We start from the raw sequence: 16,454 nt of genomic DNA, 5'->3' as shown, positions 1-16,454 counted from the left end.
TTAGCCGATAACGGCCGTTATGTCAGATTGTCGATTCGGGGGGTGTGCTGATGGTTTCGATGCACACGAAACCCCGTAAGATCTGTCTGGTTGGTTCCAGCGGTGGTCACCTCACGCATCTAGTGATGCTGAAGCCGCTGTGGAGTAAGTGCAATCGGTTTTGGGTGACTTTCGATAAAGAAGATGCAAATAGTGCCCTGAAGGGTGAACAAGTATATCACTGCTATTTCCCGACTAATCGTAATATGCGGAATCTTATACGCAATACAGTGTTAGCTTGGAAGATATTGCGCCGTGAGAAACCCGATTTGATCGTTTCATCAGGTGCTGCCGTAGCGGTGCCATTCTTTTGGTTAGGAAAGTTATTTGGCGCGAAGACAATCTATATTGAGGTATTTGACCGTATTGATAAACCAACATTAACTGGTCGTTTAGTATCACCCGTAACTGATCGCTTTATCGTTGAATGGGATGAAATGACGAAGGTATATCCGAGAGCGATCAATCTGGGCAGTATTTTCTAAGAAAAGGAAGATTGATGATCTTTGTAACCGTGGGAACACACGAACAGGCGTTTAACCGTCTAATACGCGCCGTTGATGAGTTAAAAGGTAATGGGATAATTCAGGAGCCTGTGATTATGCAAACAGGATATTGTACGTATGAGCCAAAGCATTGTCAGTGGAATAAATTTCTGTCATATGATGAAATGAAGAAGAATGTAGATCAGGCGCGTATTGTAATTTCTCATGGTGGACCTTCTAGCTTTCTAATGCCCCTGAAAGAAGGGAAAATTCCAATTGTGATGCCAAGAAAATCTGAATATAACGAACATGTTAATGATCATCAGGTTGATTTTGTGCAAGCGGTTAAAAAAAGGTATAACAATATAATTGCTGTGTATGAAACACCTCAATTAAAGGAATCAATTATTCATTATAATGAAATTATTTCCAAAATGAATAATGGAGTATTTTCTCATAATAAAGAGTTTTGTAGTGAATTAGAACAAATTATTAATACTCTGTTTGCAGAATAAGGAAAATCAAGATGATTCAAAATATGATTTGCAGTTTGCCGTTATCTTTTAAAATAGCGATAGCGCAAACGAGGACGATATTAAATCCGCAGAAGAGACAAGCCATTGCGCTAGTGGATAAATTATCTAGCAAATATTTTCCGCGAATTAATGATCAAGGTTATAAAAAAGAACTGAAAAGTTTTTTGAGTGAATCATTCTATTCAGCGGAAGAAGTCAAGGATTATGTAAAATCCTTATATGACGATGAAGTGTATATTGATCATCAGGGCAAGTACGATGACAAATTACCGACGATAATCTGTGTAGTAAAAAATGAAGAGCAAAAATTGAACAATTTCTTTGCTCATTATGAGCAAATAGGTAAGTTCAATTATGTCTTTATCGATAATCTGTCGACTGATATGACATATCAGATATTATTAAACAATAATGCCACGGTGTATAAATCCGAGCAAAAATTTACTACTAATCGAAAACTTGCATGGATTAATAAAGTATATTCCACTCTTTCAAATGGTTCATGGGTATTGCTCTTAGATGCCGATGAACTTTTAACATATTGTGGTTTTGAGTCGATCAAATTTAATAATATAATTAATAGTTTTGAAAAAAATAACATACGAATTGCATCGGCTCTCATGATTGATATGTTCTCTAATGAGAAGTCTGAGTCTAAAGATTATCTGAAGAATTACCGATATTTTGAAAATAAATTCCACGTGGAAAAATCATATTACTTCAATTCTATATATGGCGGAATCCGCGAACGTGAATTTTCCTTCGGAAAAGGAAGATGTTTTCTAATTAAAAAACATCCGGTAGTGAAAAAAGACAATAAGACAATGCTGATTCACTGTCATTATATTTATCCCTTTAATCGAAATTTTGAAGCAAAGACCTATTTTGGTCTGTTGCACTATAAACTTTTTGATAAGGAAATAAAAAAATATCAAAAAATTGCCGAGTCGGGTAGCTATGGTAATAACAGTGTCGAGTATAAACAATATTTGAGCATCTTTAAAAATAAAAAGTATGAGGATATATTCCAAGTAGATGCAGATACAGTTTTGTTTAAGGGCACTCAATCTTTAACGAAAATTGATTGCCTTGAGGATGTAAGGAATCTTGAGAAGTGAATGAAAATTACAAGATAACATTTGTAATCCTTCATTATCAAAATATAGATATAACAAAAGAATGCGTGTCGTATCTTTTGAAGTTGAAGGATATAGATAAACATCAAATAGTCATTGTTGATAACGCGTCACCGAATAAAACCGGTGAAATGTTGTTGAAAACCTACAGTCATGTACCAAATATAACAGTTGTACAAAGTGGAACCAATGGTGGATTTGCATCTGGTAATAATATTGGTTATCAATATGCAATTCATGATTTGCATGCGGATATTGTCGTAGTAATGAACAGTGACTTATTTATTTACGATTCATCATTTATCCAGAAGCTGGAAATATCTGCAAATGAGAATGATAATATAGCAATTATTGCTCCAGATATTATTAACGCGCGTTCTTTGCATCAAAATCCATATATGTATCATGCTTATTCTAATAAGAAGCAATATAAAATTATTGTAAAAAAATTTATAGGAAAAATTCTATATAGCATGCCGTTGCTCAATGGCATTCTTATTAGACGTAAAGCCGTTACAGATGTCGCCGGTGGCAGCAAAGAAAAGAATCAGCATGTACAGGAAGACATAATTCCACATGGAGCTTGCGTAATTTTTCTTCCCGAGTATACAAAAAAGGAAAATCAAGCTTTTGTCCCGGGTACTTTTTTGTTCGTCGAGGAAGAGATTTTATATGATTTTTGTAAATTTAAGGGATATCATATAATTTATGATCCATCTTTGGTTGTACATCACATGGAAGATGGTTCGCAGGATTACGTTTATAAAAATCTTTTATTAAAGAAAAAGCATCAGATAAACTTTGAGATTCAATCCAGAATTCTTTTGCTAAATAAGCGTAAAGAATATTCCTTGAGTAAGAGGGGAAAATGAGAGTTGTCTTTGTACTTCCGAATTTCTCACGGAAGCTAAGTGGAGGGAAAAAAGTAATATTCGAATATTCGAATTATCTTGATTCGCATAATAATAAGGTAAGTATATTTTATCCATTTTCTTTATATGCTGGTTTCTTAAAAAAAGTTAGGATCCCAGTATTTTTACAGTATTTTGTTTTTTGTTTAGCTGTTATTCTTTTGAAGAATAACTGGTTTAAGTTAAATCGTGGTGTAAAGGTTCGCGCGATATATGATATTAAAGATCGTTATTTCAAAAATGAAGACAAGATTATCGCAACAGCTGTTCAGACAGCTGGACCAGTTGCAGCGCTGAAGATTTCGGCTGATAAATATTATTTTATTCAAGACTATGAAAACTGGGAATTTTCCGATGAATTCGTATGTAATACTTATTCATTGGGAATGACTAATATTGTTATCTCTGATTGGCTGAAAAAGATTGTTGACAAGTATTCACGAAAAGAATCCATCAAAGTAGTTGATGGTATTGATACAAATATCTTTAAAGTTACAAAAGCCATTGGTCAGAGAGAAGAACATACAATTGTATTCCAGTATAGATCTGCAAAGCACAAGGGGGCGGAATTTGCCTTCAAAGCTATATCTTCTCTGCAAAATAAATATTCTGACTTAAAGGTATATTGTATCAGTCGTGAAGAAAGACCCAATAATCTACCTTCGTCCTGTATCTATTTGCGTAACTTAACTTCCATGGATGTCGCACGAGTTAACAATAAAGCCCGTATCTTTTTATGCTCAACAGTGGATGAGGGTTTTGGTTTACCCGGGCTTGAAGCGATGGCGTGCGGATGTGCCGTAGTTTCCACGGAATATAGGGGAGCCAAAGAATATGCAATTAATGGGTACAATTCCTTATTGTCGCATGTTAATGATTACAAGGAATTGGCAGATAATATAGAAACTTTATTTCATAATAAAGAATTAGAATCCATTTTGAGTAATAATGGCGTAAAGACTGCAAGTGAAAAATCTATTCAGTATTCTGCCGAATTATTTGAGGAAGTATTAAAGACGAGGTAGAATGTTTAAATTAAATATATCAAAGTTTACGTTAATATTACTTTTTTGTTTTTTGTGGATAAGGATGGGGAATATACTTACGGTATTTCCACATTCACTTGTGACCCCTGCTAGCATAGTGTTTGTAGCATATCTATCGGTTGTAAATTGTTGGCTCTTATATAAAAAGAATTTTTTTATATATAAGATAGAGATGTTCTATATTCTAGGTATCCTTTTTTGGATAGTTATATCATTAGCTGCGTCTGTATCTACCCATATTTCACATGAAAGTTTTCTTTTTACACGTGCTGCGTTGCCTTTTTATCTTGCTTTGATCTTGTTAATTCCAATTTGTAATAGTTATGATTTATTATCAGGACTATTAAAAACTATAATTTATTCTGTCTCTTCTTTCCTTTTGTGGCGCTACATAACAAATTTTAATGGTTTGGAGTTTATATATAGCATTCGTAATCTATTTATATCTTCAGTATCGGAGAGATATCGCGTAACTTATGGTACGTATCATGCCAACGCGATTGGAAATCTTTGCCTATGTTACTTGGTTTTAGTTGTTATATATTTTTTGTCTTCAAAAGGATCTAATCTTTCTAGTAAATTCTTAAATTTATTTGTGCTTTTTTCTGGAGTTATCTCCTTAATAATGCTACTATCTACTAGCTCAAGGAGCTCTATTACCTCTTTTATCATTTTTTTGATATTAGTCTATTGTGTTTCGTTCTATCTCCGCCAGAATTCAGTTCGAAAATTCTTTCTTATTATATTTGCTTGTATATTTTTTTATGTTCTATGTCGATTGATCAATTTTGATATTCTTTTTGAGTTATCAAATAGAATGATTAATTATACCGTAAATATTCCGATGCTTATTAAAAGCCATAAGCTGCTTTATGGTTTTGGCCTTGTTGCATCTGGTTTTTTTGGCATGGGTGATGGGATTTATTTATTACATACATCATATGTTGATAGCTTTTATCTTTATATTCTAATGACTGGCGGCTTAATTGGATGTATCCTTGTTTTTATTCCCATGCTTCTATCCATTAGATATTATTTTATTTGTCTCAAGAGAAATAATCATCGCAAGGATTACATTGCTGTTTTTTGTGCTATTTGCACACTTTTATATAGTGGTTTATTTGAAACTTGTGTTTTATATCCATCTTTTATTTCATCCTTTATATTTTGGATTATTTTCTTTGCGTATATTCGGTCAATGAATAGATTTGGGGATTCGAAATGCCGTTACTGAGTATAATTGTTCCGGTATATAATTCGGAGAAATATTTATCTATATGTCTAGATAGCTTAGTAAATCAGACATTTTCAGATTTCGAAATTATAATTATTGATGATGGTTCATCAGATAAGAGTATAGAAATCTGCAAAGAATTCTCAGCTTCCGATAATCGGATTCTTTATTTTCGCAAGGAAAATGGTGGGGTTTCTTCCGCCAGAAACCTTGGCATAAAACATGCCAAAGGTAAGTATATTACATTTGTTGATGCCGATGATTATCTTGATAAAGAGATATTAGAGCATGCTATTAGCGATATATCTAACTATGACTTAATACAATGGGATTATTCGATAATTCCGTCTAACTATGATAAACAGCATTTTATTTTTGCGAATAATATTTCTAAGGATACTTTATTTGCAAATGCTATATATAAGTTTGACCAGGAATGCGATTTAGGTAATTATTTTCGAGCTTGTTGGGGAAAAATTTTTCGCACATCGCTTATTGTGGATAACGATATTCTTTTTCCGGAAGATATTTATATTGGCGAAGATGCAATCTTTCTTTTGAATTATTTATCTTATTCTAATTTGGTCAAAATAATACCCGAAAAGGGATATTATTATCGTTACGATATGCAGTCTGCTACTAAGCGATATAAAACGGATCTTTTACAACAATCGTTATACCAGTTGGAATCTTTTTGTCAATTTATCGATTCTCATGGTTTGTGTGACGATGTTTATGTTGTTTCCTCTTTGGAAAATTTTGAATGGTTAATTTTTGATTCTCTCATTAATAATAATTTGAAAGGATTTAAAGCGGGGAAAATATCTATATTTAGTTTTTTTAATGATTCCTTTGTTTGGTTTCGTTTGTTGAAAAATATAAGGAAACGTTATTCCAATGTGAATGAAGTTTATTTGAACTATAAACTGTATTATAGATTTTCAAATCTATATTTAATTATTTTATTTATATATATTTTTAATAGGCTTTATTCCAAATTTTTGAGAATGAAAGGATAAAAAAATGAAGGTTGCTGTTGCTGGTACTGGTTATGTTGGCTTGTCAGTGGCGTTACTGCTCTCCCAGCACAACGAGGTTCACGCCGTGGACATCATCCCCGAAAAGGTCGAGCTCCTGAACTCCGGCAAAAGCCCGATCGTGGACTCGGAGATCACGCGTTTTCTGGACGGCATGACGTCGGGCACCATGCCCTTGGACTTCCACGCCACCCTCGACGCCGCCGATGCATACACCGGCGCGGACTACGTGGTCATCGCCACCCCCACGAACTACGACCCGCAGAAGAACTACTTCGACACCTCCAGCGTCGAGGCCGCCATCGACGCCGTCCGCGCCGTGAACCCGGACGCCTGGATCGTGGTCAAGTCCACGGTGCCCGTCGGATACACCGCGTCCCTGCACCGGGCCCGCGGCGACCAGCGGATCATCTTCTCCCCCGAGTTCCTGCGCGAGGGCAAGGCCCTGTACGACAACCTGCACCCGAGCCGCATCGTGGTCGGCGCACCGACCGACGAGCCCGGCGCCGTGGACGCCGCGAAGGCGTTCGCCGGCCTGCTCTCGCAGGGCGCGGACCCGGCCGAGCACGGGCGCGTCAACCCCGACGGATCCAAAGGCATCCCAGAGCTCGTCGTCGGCAGCACCGAGGCCGAGGCGATCAAGCTGTTCGCCAACACGTACCTCGCGCTGCGCGTGGCCTACTTCAACGAGCTGGACACCTACGCGGAGGCCCGCGGCCTGAACCCGCGGCAGATCATCCGCGGCGTGTGCCTGGATCCGCGCATCGAGGACAAGTACAACAACCCGAGCTTCGGCTACGGCGGCTACTGCCTGCCGAAGGATTCCAAGCAGCTGCTCGCGAACTATGCGGACGTGCCGCAGAATCTGATCGGCGCGATCGTGGCGGCGAACACGACGCGCAAGGACTTCGTCGCGGACGAGATCCTCCGCCGCGTGGCCGGGACGGATAGCCCGGTCGTGGGCATCTACCGCCTGACCATGAAGTCCGGTTCGGACAACTTCCGCCAGTCCTCCATTCAGGGCGTGATGAAGCGCATCAAGGCCAAGGGCGTGACCGTGCTGGTGTACGAGCCCACGCTGGACGCGCCTGACTTCTTCGGCAGCGAGGTCACCCACGACCTCGCCGCTTTCAAGAGTCGCTCGGACGTGATCGTGGCGAACCGGTGGAACGCCGAGCTCTCCGACGCGGAGGACAAGGTCTACACCCGCGACCTCTTCAAGAGAGACTAAAAGCATAATTGCTATGTCAATATTGCGTGAGTTGTCATCAGACTATGTTGGTAACTCACGCAATATTATATTTAGCATTGTAATTCGTTAGGGCAAAATGACTAGCATTAAGAAAAATTATTTTTACAATCTTTCTTACCAGATTCTATCTATCTTGATACCGTTTATTACTACCCCCTATGTGTCGCGTGTACTAGGTGCAGATGGTGTTGGCGCATATGCATACACATATGGAATAGTGTCCTATTTTGCTATTTTTGCTGCTACCGGAACGGTAAATTATGGAAATAGAGAAATCGCAAAAAATCAGGATAATAAGTATGAAAGAAGTAAGATTTTTTGGGAGGTATTCTTATTTCGGCTAATTTGCACATTCGTTGTTACAATTGCTTATTGTATATTTATATTCATAATATTTAAAGAATATAGAATACTATTCGTTATACATTTTTTGACCGTTGCATCTTGGATTTTTGATATTAGTTGGTTTTTCCAAGGAATGGAAAATTTTAGAGTCACAGCTTTGCGAAACGGCATAATAAAAATTATCGGCACTCTTTTAATATTTGCCTTTGTTAAAAATGATAACGATGTTTGGATTTATACTTTAATATTTTGTTTTGCGACCTTATTTGGTAATTTGTCAATGTGGACTTTCCTTAAGAAAGATATATGTTATATTCCAATAAGGCAGTTAAATCTTCTTCGTTGTATAAGGCCGGTTATGGGTCTTTTTGCTCCGGTCATTGCAATTCAGATTTATGTTGTTCTTAATAAAACAATGCTTGGATCAATGAAAGGAGTTGCAGAGGTTGGCTACTACACCCAAGCAGAGCGTATTGTTCAAATGATATTAACAATTATCGCTTCAGTTGTTGGAGTGTTAATGCCACGTATTGCGCACCTATATAAAAATGGTGACCTTACTAAGGTATCTTTATATTATCATAAAGCCATCGATTATATATTTCTGCTTGCGCTTCCGGTGATTTTTGGTTTAGCTGCAGTTGCGGATATTTTTGTACCAATTTTCTTTGGTCCCGGTTACGATTCCGTTGCAATTTTATTGCATATTCTAAGTGCACTATTTATTATTCTTTCCTTGGGACAATTGTTTGGTGTTTTTTTGGTTGCCATGGATAAGCAAAGGCAATATACTATTGCTGTTTCCGTAGCCGCTTTAACCAATTTCTTCTTAAACATTATTTTGATTATTCCTTTTGGGTCGATAGGTGCGTCTGTTGCTACCGTTATTGCAGAATTTGTTTCGACCTTTATTCAAGCATATTATATACGAAATATTCTGGATATGAGATATTTATTCCGGTCTTTTGCTCATTATTTTGTTCCAGCATTTTTGATGTTTGCTTGTGTCTTTTGTATTCGTTTTGTGGATATAGGAATTTTGACAGAATTAATTCTGTCTATTTGCGTTGGAGGACTTGTGTATGGTGGATATTTGCTCTTAATGAAAGATGATTTTCTATTTTCAGTTTTGAAAATTCCGCAGCACAAGGGTAAACATGTTCAATAGGCTAGATAACGTCAGAGATCTTGCCGTATTCCGATTCTCGTGTACCCCAGTGGCGAGGATCGATTTTCGATAGTCTAACTTCGCTGAGTTCACTGTTGCTGGCTGACGTCAGTCTGCTGGGCGGAATCCAAAAATACAGCGACAAAGCCGTCAAATGACATGCGTCGTCGCCGCGTCTTGCGGTGCACGATACATCCTGATGACGGTGTTCTATGGCCCTCGGCGGGACTTGTTGCTGTCTGATTCGAATCGACATGGTCATTTGGTGGAGAGCGCCGTTGGTGCGTACCTGCTGCGCAGGTCGGTGATCGACGGTTTCTCCGTCAACTGGTGGCGGGGCAGGAATAATCGGGAAGTGGATTCCGTGATTGGATCCGGAGCGAGTTGCATGGCTATGGAGGTCAAAGCGGACGGATTTGCAGACTTGGCGACACCCATGCCATGGTTGTCGGCTTCTACGAGACACCGCGGTAGGATTTTTCTGCTGGGTGGAGTGCTGTTGTTGTTTTGGGGCTTTGGATTCTTTTGAGGCTTCTGCTGTTTTCGTGTGATTTCAACAATATTCATACCGTTGTTTTCGTGTAAGATAGCCCGTATCTATACTGTTGTTTTCGTGTAAAGGCGGTGGGGAAGTGCTGAAACGCAAGGTGTTGGACCAGCTGATCGCGTGGAAGCAGAAGAGTCAGGGGCGGGAGGCCCTGCTTGTGGAGGGGGCGCGCCGCGTCGGCAAGAGCACCACGGTGGAGGAATTCGCCCGGACGCAGTACGAATCGTACATTCTGATCGATTTCGCCCGTCTTCCTCGCGATGTACGGGATCTCTTCGAAAACCAGCGCGACGACCTCGACACGTTCTTCATGCTGCTGTCGGCGTATTACCGCACCCGTCTGCAGCCGAGAAAGTCCCTGATCGTATTCGATGAGGTGCAGCGTTACCCCGCCGCGCGCGAACTGGTCAAGTATCTGGTCGCCGACGGCCGTTATGACTATGTGGAGACCGGTTCCCTGATCTCCATTAAAAAGAACGTGGCCAACATCGTCATCCCATCCGAGGAACGGAAAATGGAGATGGGCCCCCTCGACTTCGAGGAGTTCTGCTGGGCGATGGGGGAGGAGCTTCTCGCTCAGACCATCCGCACGTCATTTGAAAGGCGGGCGCCGTTGCCCGATGCTTTGCACAAGCGGGCGATGCGCCTGTGGCGCGAATACATGCTGGTCGGAGGCATGCCTCAGGCCGTCGTCTCGTATGTAGGGCATCGGGATTTCGGCGAGGTGGACGAGATCAAGCGGGGCATCCTGCAACTGTACAGCGATGACATCGGCAAATTCTCCAATGGGGACGCCGGTCGCGTGCGGGGCATCTTTGCCCAGATTCCGGGGCAGCTGTCCAAACACGAGAAGCGGTTTACGCTGGCCTCGGTGGACAAGAACGCGCGATTCAGGGATTATGATTCCGCCTTCTTTTGGCTGGAGGACGCCCGTCTGGTGAATATCTGCCGCAATGCGACCGACCCGAGCGTCGGATTGGCCATGTACGAGGACAACGCCTCGTTCAAATGCTATATGGCGGATACCGGCCTGCTGGTGTCCCAGGCATTTGCGGATCAGGCGACGACGCCGGATGACGTGTACCGCGACATTCTGTTCGGCAAGCTGTCGCTCAACGAGGGCATGCTCGTGGAGAATGCCGTTGCGCAGCAGTTCCGTGCCAATGGCCGGAAGCTGTTCTTCTTCTCGCGGCGCGATCGCGAGGACGCCTCGCGGACCATGGAGATCGATTTTCTGATCGTGCGCGGGTACGACAACGCGGCCATGAAGCCGCGAATCAGCCCCGTCGAGGTGAAGTCGACCAAGCGGTACGGGACGGCGTCCCTGAACAAATTCCGCTCGCTGTACGGCGCTCGTTTGGGCAGGGAGTACGTGCTGCATCCGCGGCAGCTGGAAGTGGAAGGCGAACGGGTCAGGTTGCCGTTGTATATGGCGCATTGCCTGTGATCTTTGCAGCGGATGAGGAAGATGTAGCTTCGGCTGGCTACAGTGGATTCATGGAGCTTTCGGCCGTGTCCAGCCTGTTTGAACCGCGCATCCTCGAGCGGGGGAAGGCGTATTGGCGCGAGGGACGCATTGAAACCGTGGATCAGATCGCTCCCGGCGTCTTTCATGGGGAGGTGCGGGGAACCTCGTTGTATGACGTTACGGTGCGTGTGAATGCCAGTGGCGGGTTCGCGTCGTCGCGTTGCACTTGTCCGTTTGCCGTCTCGGGCGAGCGATGCAAGCACATCGCCGCCGTTTCGTTTGCCATGGCCGGCGGGGAAACCGGCGGCTCTCATGATGAGACCGCATTGCCACGCGGCACGCGGTCGCAGTCCGGTGATGGAGATCTGCCGGACGAGCCCGGTCCTATGGGCGACGAGACCGATCGGGCGGTACGTGCCTATTTCGACTCGTGGTACGGTCGTCGTGGACCTTGGCTGGTATGGGATCCGCATGCTGCTGAGGACGCCGATGCATATCGGGGGACAGGCGGAGCCGATTTTCCCGCATTGAGCTTGGAACGGGCCGGTCGGATGGCGGAAAACGCGGTACAGGCTGCGTTGGAGGTTGATGGTGACGGCTGGGACGATGATTACGCCGCCGGCGAGGACATCATCCCAGCGTTCGACGGTGTGAACGATGTGTTGGACAATGCGCTGGCTACGCGCGATTATGCCGCCGCCATGCGCAATGCGGTCGCCGTGATGCTCATCGCCGACAAGGCGTTGGAATACTTAGGTTCTTCGGAGAGCGCGGACGACTGCATCGAACGTCTGGAACGGAAGGTGCTGGTGCTCATGGAAAAGGCCGCGCGGGACGCGGATGCCAAACCGTCCGATCTGAGCTCGATGGCCGATGCGCTGACCGAAGCCACATCGTCGCGGACTCAGCAGAGCGAGGTGGTTGACAATATGATCGCCGGGCTGCTGTCGTTTTCGGCGCATTTACATACGCGAAGCATCGCGGATGCGGCGTTGTCCCGATTGGAGCGTGACGCGGACGCCAATCACAGTGCCGATTTACGCGAGTGGCGGTCGTATCTGCATGCTCTCCGGCATGACGATCTGGCGCTCGCCGGCGAATGCAACAGGGTGCAGCGGTACGAACTGGCGCATCTGGAGGATGGAACGATGGCCAAGTTCGCCGTCACCCGCGCAATGCTCGTCGGCGACTATGGTCGGGCCCGTGAGCTGGTGGAGCGGCATATGCGGCTTGCGGCGAAAGACCCCGCCGCGGGATGGGGTTTCGAAGCGCTTCCAGTCAGTACATTCCCTTACGGTTGGACGACGGTTCTCATCGCGATCGCCCAGCACTCCGGCGATCGGGACGAATTGGAACGACTCTATACGGAGATCATCGTGCACGGCGAAGTGCGTATCCCATGGCTGGAGGATGACGCCTTGCAAAACGACAAACAATGCGTTGATCGACTGCGGGCGTTGTCGGGCGGCCGGCGGTGGCGGGACCGCGTGCTGCCGGGCATCGTGGCGGCATGCCGGTGGCGGGCCGGCGAAAATCGTGCGTACGAATACCTGTTGCTATCGGAACATATGGCCGGCCAGGCGCTGGAATATTGTGCCAAGGTCCCCGGGACGATCGATCGGCTATACGGCATGATCGCCACCGCACATCCACGCGAGGCAACCGAGTTGCTGCTCAAGCCGTACGAGGGCGATCGCGCGTTCGTGGGTGCGGTGCCGCGTGCCGAATATCGCAACGCCGCCGATCGCCTGCGCAGGGCCAGATCGTTTATGGGAAGTGCATGGGTGGCCGAATACGCGCGTTCGTTGGTTGCGCGATACCCTCGTCGAACGAATCTCAGGGTGGCGTTGAAAGGACTGATATGAGCAACGTCGATCTTCCCGAGCAGGCTCGATCCCTGTGGGGCAAAACAAATCGCCTTGACGGTGATTGGTGGCTGCCGCTGTACGTTCACATGGCGGACTCGATTGCGATGGCTGAACGCATTTGGGGCCATTGGGTGCCGGATGGTACGAAACAGGTGATCGCGCGTGACGTGAGCGGTGTGGATCAGGCCCGTGCCGTGTATCTGATGCTTGCCGGCGCCCACGACGTTGGGAAGGCCACGCCGGTCTTCCAGGCCAAGCCGATTCGCTTCGAGCCGGCGAATGGCGGATCGCCGGAGTCGCTGGCGTGGCTGCCGGAGCGCGCAGGACTGCCGGTCAGACGTGATTTCGCCAACTTCAACAAGCCGTCCCATCCGATAGCCGGGCAGGCCATCTTCGAATGGTACATGTGCAAGACATACGGGTGGAAAAGCGATGTTGCGCGATCATATGCGAGCGTGATCGGCGGACACCACGGTACGCCGTCCGAAGACTGCAAAATAAAGGACGCCAGACTCGGCGAACTCATTCGTATGGGGTGGGATGAAGCGGCGCAAGGGCTATGGCAATCCGTTCAGGGCGAGCTGCTGGAATTCGTCATTCAACGAGCCGGTCTGTCCGCGTCGCTCGTTGAGACTCTGGGAGCAACGTGGCTGAGCGCCGAAAGCGAATCGCTGCTGACCGGTCTGGTCGTCATGGCCGACTGGATGGCCAGCAACGGCGACGAGGGTCTGTTCCCTTTGATTCCCGTTCCCGGAACGTTGACTGCGCTGTCCTGCGATGACGGCGGCTGCGATGATGTGCACTCGTGGGAGGGACTGAACGCGCGCGCCGAGCGTGCGTGGAGCAACCTGCATCTGTGCGAGCCTTGGCGTTCCGCTCCCGGCGCTCCCGATATGAGCCTTGACAATCCCGAAGATCTGGGGAAGTGGTTTCGGTCCAGATTCAAACTCCCGGAGGGAGCTAGCCCTCGGCCTGTGCAATGTGAGGCGGCAAGGCTTGCGAGAACGGTAGAGGCGCCCGGCTTGATGATCATCGAGGCGCCGATGGGCGAGGGCAAAACCGAAGCCGCGCTCGCAGCCGCGGAGTTGCTGGCCCGGCGCACCGGGCGCGGTGGAATCTGCGTGGCGTTGCCCACAATGGCGACCACCGACGCCATGTTCGGCAGGGTGCATGAGTGGCTTGACGCCTTGCCCGCACCTGATGGGGAAGACGACAAGACAATCTGGCTCGCTCACGGCAAGGCCCGGCTTAACGAGGAGTTCCGAGGCATCATCGCGGCTTCGCGTCGTGCGATGTCGTCGATTGACCCGGATGCGGATTCCTGCGGCGGAGGTGTGCGGGGAAAGGTCACGCCGGAAACCATGGTGTCCGAGTGGATGTGGGGGCGGAAGAAAGGTGTTCTGGCCAATTTTTTGGTGTGCACCGTGGATCAGGTGCTTATGGGCGCCTTGCAGATGAAGCATGTCGTGCTCCGGCAACTGGCGCTCGCCAACAAGGTCGTCGTCATCGATGAGTGCCATGCGTACGACGCCTATATGCAGGAGTATCTGAAACGCATCCTTGAATGGCTGGGTGGGTTTCGCGCGCCGGTGGTGCTGCTGTCCGCCACGCTGCCGGAACGGCAGAGGCGGGAGATGGCGGAGGCGTATCTGCGCGGGCGGTCCGTCGGCGAACAACAACACCAGTCTACGGCGTCGGTGGGATTGGCGGATGGTGTGAGCGAGCTGCCGGTTCATCCCCGTCGTCGCAGGCGACGTGGAATGGCGGCGGTTGCTCCAGCTGCGTCGGCAATTCGGGAACCGAGTGAAGAAACGTCGGCATATCCGATGATTACCTATTCGTCCGGGTCGCAATTGCGCTCGGAGCCCGTTGCCCCATCCGGGCGATCTCTACAGGTGTCATGCCGTCTCATGCCGGATGATGACGAGTCGCTGATCGCGCTGCTTGACGGTCTGCTTGAAAGCGGAGGTTGCATTGGCGTCATATGCGATGCAGTCGGACGCGCGCAACATGCGGCGGATCTGTTGTCCGCGCGCTATGGCTCCGATGCAGTTCGGCTGACGCATTCCCGATTCGTGGACATGGACCGCATGGACAACGAGCGAGAATTGCGTGAACTGCTCGGACCCCGCAGCACCCGCGCGAACGGTCGCCGCCCTGAACGTTTGGTCGTTGTAGGCACGCAGGTGCTGGAGCAGTCGCTGGACATCGATTTCGATGCACTGGTTACGGACATTGCGCCGGTGGATCTGCTCATGCAGCGTCTTGGCCGCGTGCATCGTCATGTTCGAGGCGACGAGCAGTGCGATCGACCGCTTCGACTGCAGACGGCAACCTGTTATATCCGCGGGATTGAGTCATGGGATGGCGAGGCCGAGCCTCGATATGACGGCGATGTCAAGGCGGTATATGAGGAGGCATCACTGATGGAGACCCTGGGCGTCATGGGGTTGGCATCGCTGTCCTCGACGATGACCGCGCATCTGCCAGGGGACATCGCGGCCTTTGTGCGGCGGGCCTATGGCGATCGGGCGATTGGCGCGATTCCCGAATCGTGGCGGAAATCGTATGCGGCGGCGGTCGATCACCGCTCCGGCGAATGGGAGAAGAAGCGTCTGCGTGCGCATTCCTACCGGATCAAATCGTTGCGCGGCATGGATGACAACCGGGACACCCTAACCGATTGGTTCAAGCATAGTCCGCTTGATGACGCCGACGACGATAAGGGCCAGCGCGCAGTTCGTGACACGCAGGAAACGGTTGAGGTCATGCTGTTGAGACGTTGCGGCGAGACCGTCCGGCTGCTGCCTTGGATTGGCGATCCCTCGCATGGCATTGAGCTGGGCGCTGAAGTGCCCACGGGTTCGATACCGGATGATCGCTTGGCGCTGCTCGTCTCGCAATGCTCGGTGCGGCTGCCGGCGAAGATGAGTGGCTACGACAGAATCGACGCGCTGATTGACGAGCTGGAACGCGGCTGCGGCGACGAAACCTTGCTGTGGGCGGACTCGCCTTGGCTGGCCGGCCGGTTGACTCTGTTTTTGGAAGAAGACGGAGACGGCGTGTTGCATGCTCGCGTCAATGGATTTGATGTGAGCTATAGCCGGGTCGGCGGGCTCGGCGTGGCGAAGGCCGAGTAGTGCATGTAGTGCTACATGCTATTGAGCGGCGGGTCGGGGCTTGGGCTCATGATGGGATTTATCCCTCTACTGAGGGATGACCCTGTGGATAAGGCAAGGTGTGACGTGTTCCCTGCGTATGCAGGGATTCAGCAATCAAATCACACCTTTCCTTTTCCACGTTGCTGATTTTGTATATGCGTGCTATGCTGAACTTATCAGATCAACCGGGAACCGTCGTAGATGACGGTGGAAAGGACTGG

12 protein-coding genes are annotated in these 16,454 nt (G+C 47.4%); all 12 read left to right on the top strand.

The window, feature by feature from the left end; all coding sequences use genetic code 11:
- Positions 1-50 precede the first annotated feature (50 nt).
- The 12 genes from pssD (at position 51) to DSM100685_RS09405 (ending at position 16,212) form a co-directional block, all read left to right on the top strand.
- Positions 51-524 carry a PssD/Cps14F family polysaccharide biosynthesis glycosyltransferase gene (gene pssD / locus DSM100685_RS09460; protein WP_338070776.1) on the top strand — a complete coding sequence of 158 codons (474 nt, stop codon included), beginning with the start codon at positions 51-53 and terminating at the stop codon, positions 522-524.
- A 14-nt stretch (positions 525-538) separates the two neighbouring features.
- Positions 539-1,039 carry a glycosyltransferase gene (locus tag DSM100685_RS09455; protein WP_152351092.1) on the top strand — a complete coding sequence of 167 codons (501 nt, stop codon included), beginning with the start codon at positions 539-541 and terminating at the stop codon, positions 1,037-1,039.
- 11 nt (positions 1,040-1,050) lie between these two features.
- Complete coding sequence (locus DSM100685_RS09450; RefSeq protein WP_152351091.1) at positions 1,051-2,178, top strand: glycosyltransferase family 2 protein; 1,128 nt, start codon at positions 1,051-1,053, stop codon at positions 2,176-2,178.
- Positions 2,175-3,068, top strand: a complete 894-nt coding sequence (locus DSM100685_RS09445) for a glycosyltransferase family 2 protein (protein ID WP_152351090.1) — start codon at positions 2,175-2,177, stop codon at positions 3,066-3,068. The genes DSM100685_RS09450 and DSM100685_RS09445 overlap by 4 nt, the downstream gene beginning before the upstream one ends.
- The gene (locus DSM100685_RS09440; RefSeq protein ID WP_152351089.1) at positions 3,065-4,132 is read left to right on the top strand and encodes a glycosyltransferase family 4 protein; all 1,068 of its coding nucleotides are present in this window, start codon (positions 3,065-3,067) and stop codon (positions 4,130-4,132) included. The genes DSM100685_RS09445 and DSM100685_RS09440 overlap by 4 nt, the downstream gene beginning before the upstream one ends.
- Positions 4,133-5,374: 1,242 nt before the next feature.
- Positions 5,375-6,406 (top strand): glycosyltransferase family 2 protein, encoded by a 1,032-nt coding sequence (locus DSM100685_RS09435; RefSeq protein ID WP_152351088.1) that lies wholly within the window; start codon positions 5,375-5,377, stop codon positions 6,404-6,406.
- Between the two features lie 4 nt (positions 6,407-6,410).
- Positions 6,411-7,655: a nucleotide sugar dehydrogenase gene (locus DSM100685_RS09430; RefSeq protein ID WP_152351087.1), complete on the top strand. Its 1,245-nt coding sequence runs from the start codon at positions 6,411-6,413 to the stop codon at positions 7,653-7,655.
- Positions 7,656-7,752: 97 nt separating this feature from the next.
- On the top strand, positions 7,753-9,189 hold the full coding sequence (locus tag DSM100685_RS09425) for a flippase (protein ID WP_152351086.1): 1,437 nt from the start codon (positions 7,753-7,755) through the stop codon (positions 9,187-9,189).
- Positions 9,190-9,343: 154 nt separating this feature from the next.
- Positions 9,344-9,718: a DUF4143 domain-containing protein gene (locus DSM100685_RS11230; protein ID WP_152351085.1), complete on the top strand. Its 375-nt coding sequence runs from the start codon at positions 9,344-9,346 to the stop codon at positions 9,716-9,718.
- A 103-nt stretch (positions 9,719-9,821) separates the two neighbouring features.
- Positions 9,822-11,183, top strand: a complete 1,362-nt coding sequence (locus DSM100685_RS09415) for an ATP-binding protein (RefSeq protein WP_152351084.1) — start codon at positions 9,822-9,824, stop codon at positions 11,181-11,183.
- 50 nt (positions 11,184-11,233) lie between these two features.
- Entirely contained in the window at positions 11,234-13,069 is a 1,836-nt protein-coding gene (locus DSM100685_RS09410; protein WP_152351083.1) for an SWIM zinc finger family protein, read from the top strand.
- Complete coding sequence (locus DSM100685_RS09405; RefSeq protein ID WP_163201113.1) at positions 13,066-16,212, top strand: CRISPR-associated endonuclease Cas3''; 3,147 nt, start codon at positions 13,066-13,068, stop codon at positions 16,210-16,212. Before DSM100685_RS09410 ends, DSM100685_RS09405 begins: the two co-directional genes overlap by 4 nt.
- Positions 16,213-16,454 lie beyond the last annotated feature (242 nt).

Origin of the sequence: Bifidobacterium avesanii (genome assembly GCF_009299475.1) — a bacterium.
In the GTDB taxonomy this organism is placed as follows: domain Bacteria; phylum Actinomycetota; class Actinomycetes; order Actinomycetales; family Bifidobacteriaceae; genus Bifidobacterium; species Bifidobacterium avesanii.
This window is presented reverse-complemented; position numbering and strand designations above follow the sequence as displayed.

Excerpts from the sequence above, each read along its gene's own strand:
- DSM100685_RS09435 (WP_152351088.1), top strand. The coding sequence starts at position 5,375 with ATGCCGTTACTGAGTATAATTGTTCCGGTATATAATTCGGAGAAATAT.
- DSM100685_RS09440 (WP_152351089.1), top strand. The coding sequence starts at position 3,065 with ATGAGAGTTGTCTTTGTACTTCCGAATTTCTCACGGAAGCTAAGTGGA.
- pssD (WP_338070776.1), top strand. The coding sequence starts at position 51 with ATGGTTTCGATGCACACGAAACCCCGTAAGATCTGTCTGGTTGGTTCC.
- DSM100685_RS09405 (WP_163201113.1), top strand. The coding sequence starts at position 13,066 with ATGAGCAACGTCGATCTTCCCGAGCAGGCTCGATCCCTGTGGGGCAAA.
- DSM100685_RS09430 (WP_152351087.1), top strand. The coding sequence starts at position 6,411 with ATGAAGGTTGCTGTTGCTGGTACTGGTTATGTTGGCTTGTCAGTGGCG.
- DSM100685_RS09450 (WP_152351091.1), top strand. The coding sequence starts at position 1,051 with ATGATTCAAAATATGATTTGCAGTTTGCCGTTATCTTTTAAAATAGCG.
- DSM100685_RS09425 (WP_152351086.1), top strand. The coding sequence starts at position 7,753 with ATGACTAGCATTAAGAAAAATTATTTTTACAATCTTTCTTACCAGATT.
- DSM100685_RS09410 (WP_152351083.1), top strand. The coding sequence starts at position 11,234 with ATGGAGCTTTCGGCCGTGTCCAGCCTGTTTGAACCGCGCATCCTCGAG.
- DSM100685_RS09455 (WP_152351092.1), top strand. The coding sequence starts at position 539 with ATGATCTTTGTAACCGTGGGAACACACGAACAGGCGTTTAACCGTCTA.
- DSM100685_RS11230 (WP_152351085.1), top strand. The coding sequence starts at position 9,344 with ATGACATGCGTCGTCGCCGCGTCTTGCGGTGCACGATACATCCTGATG.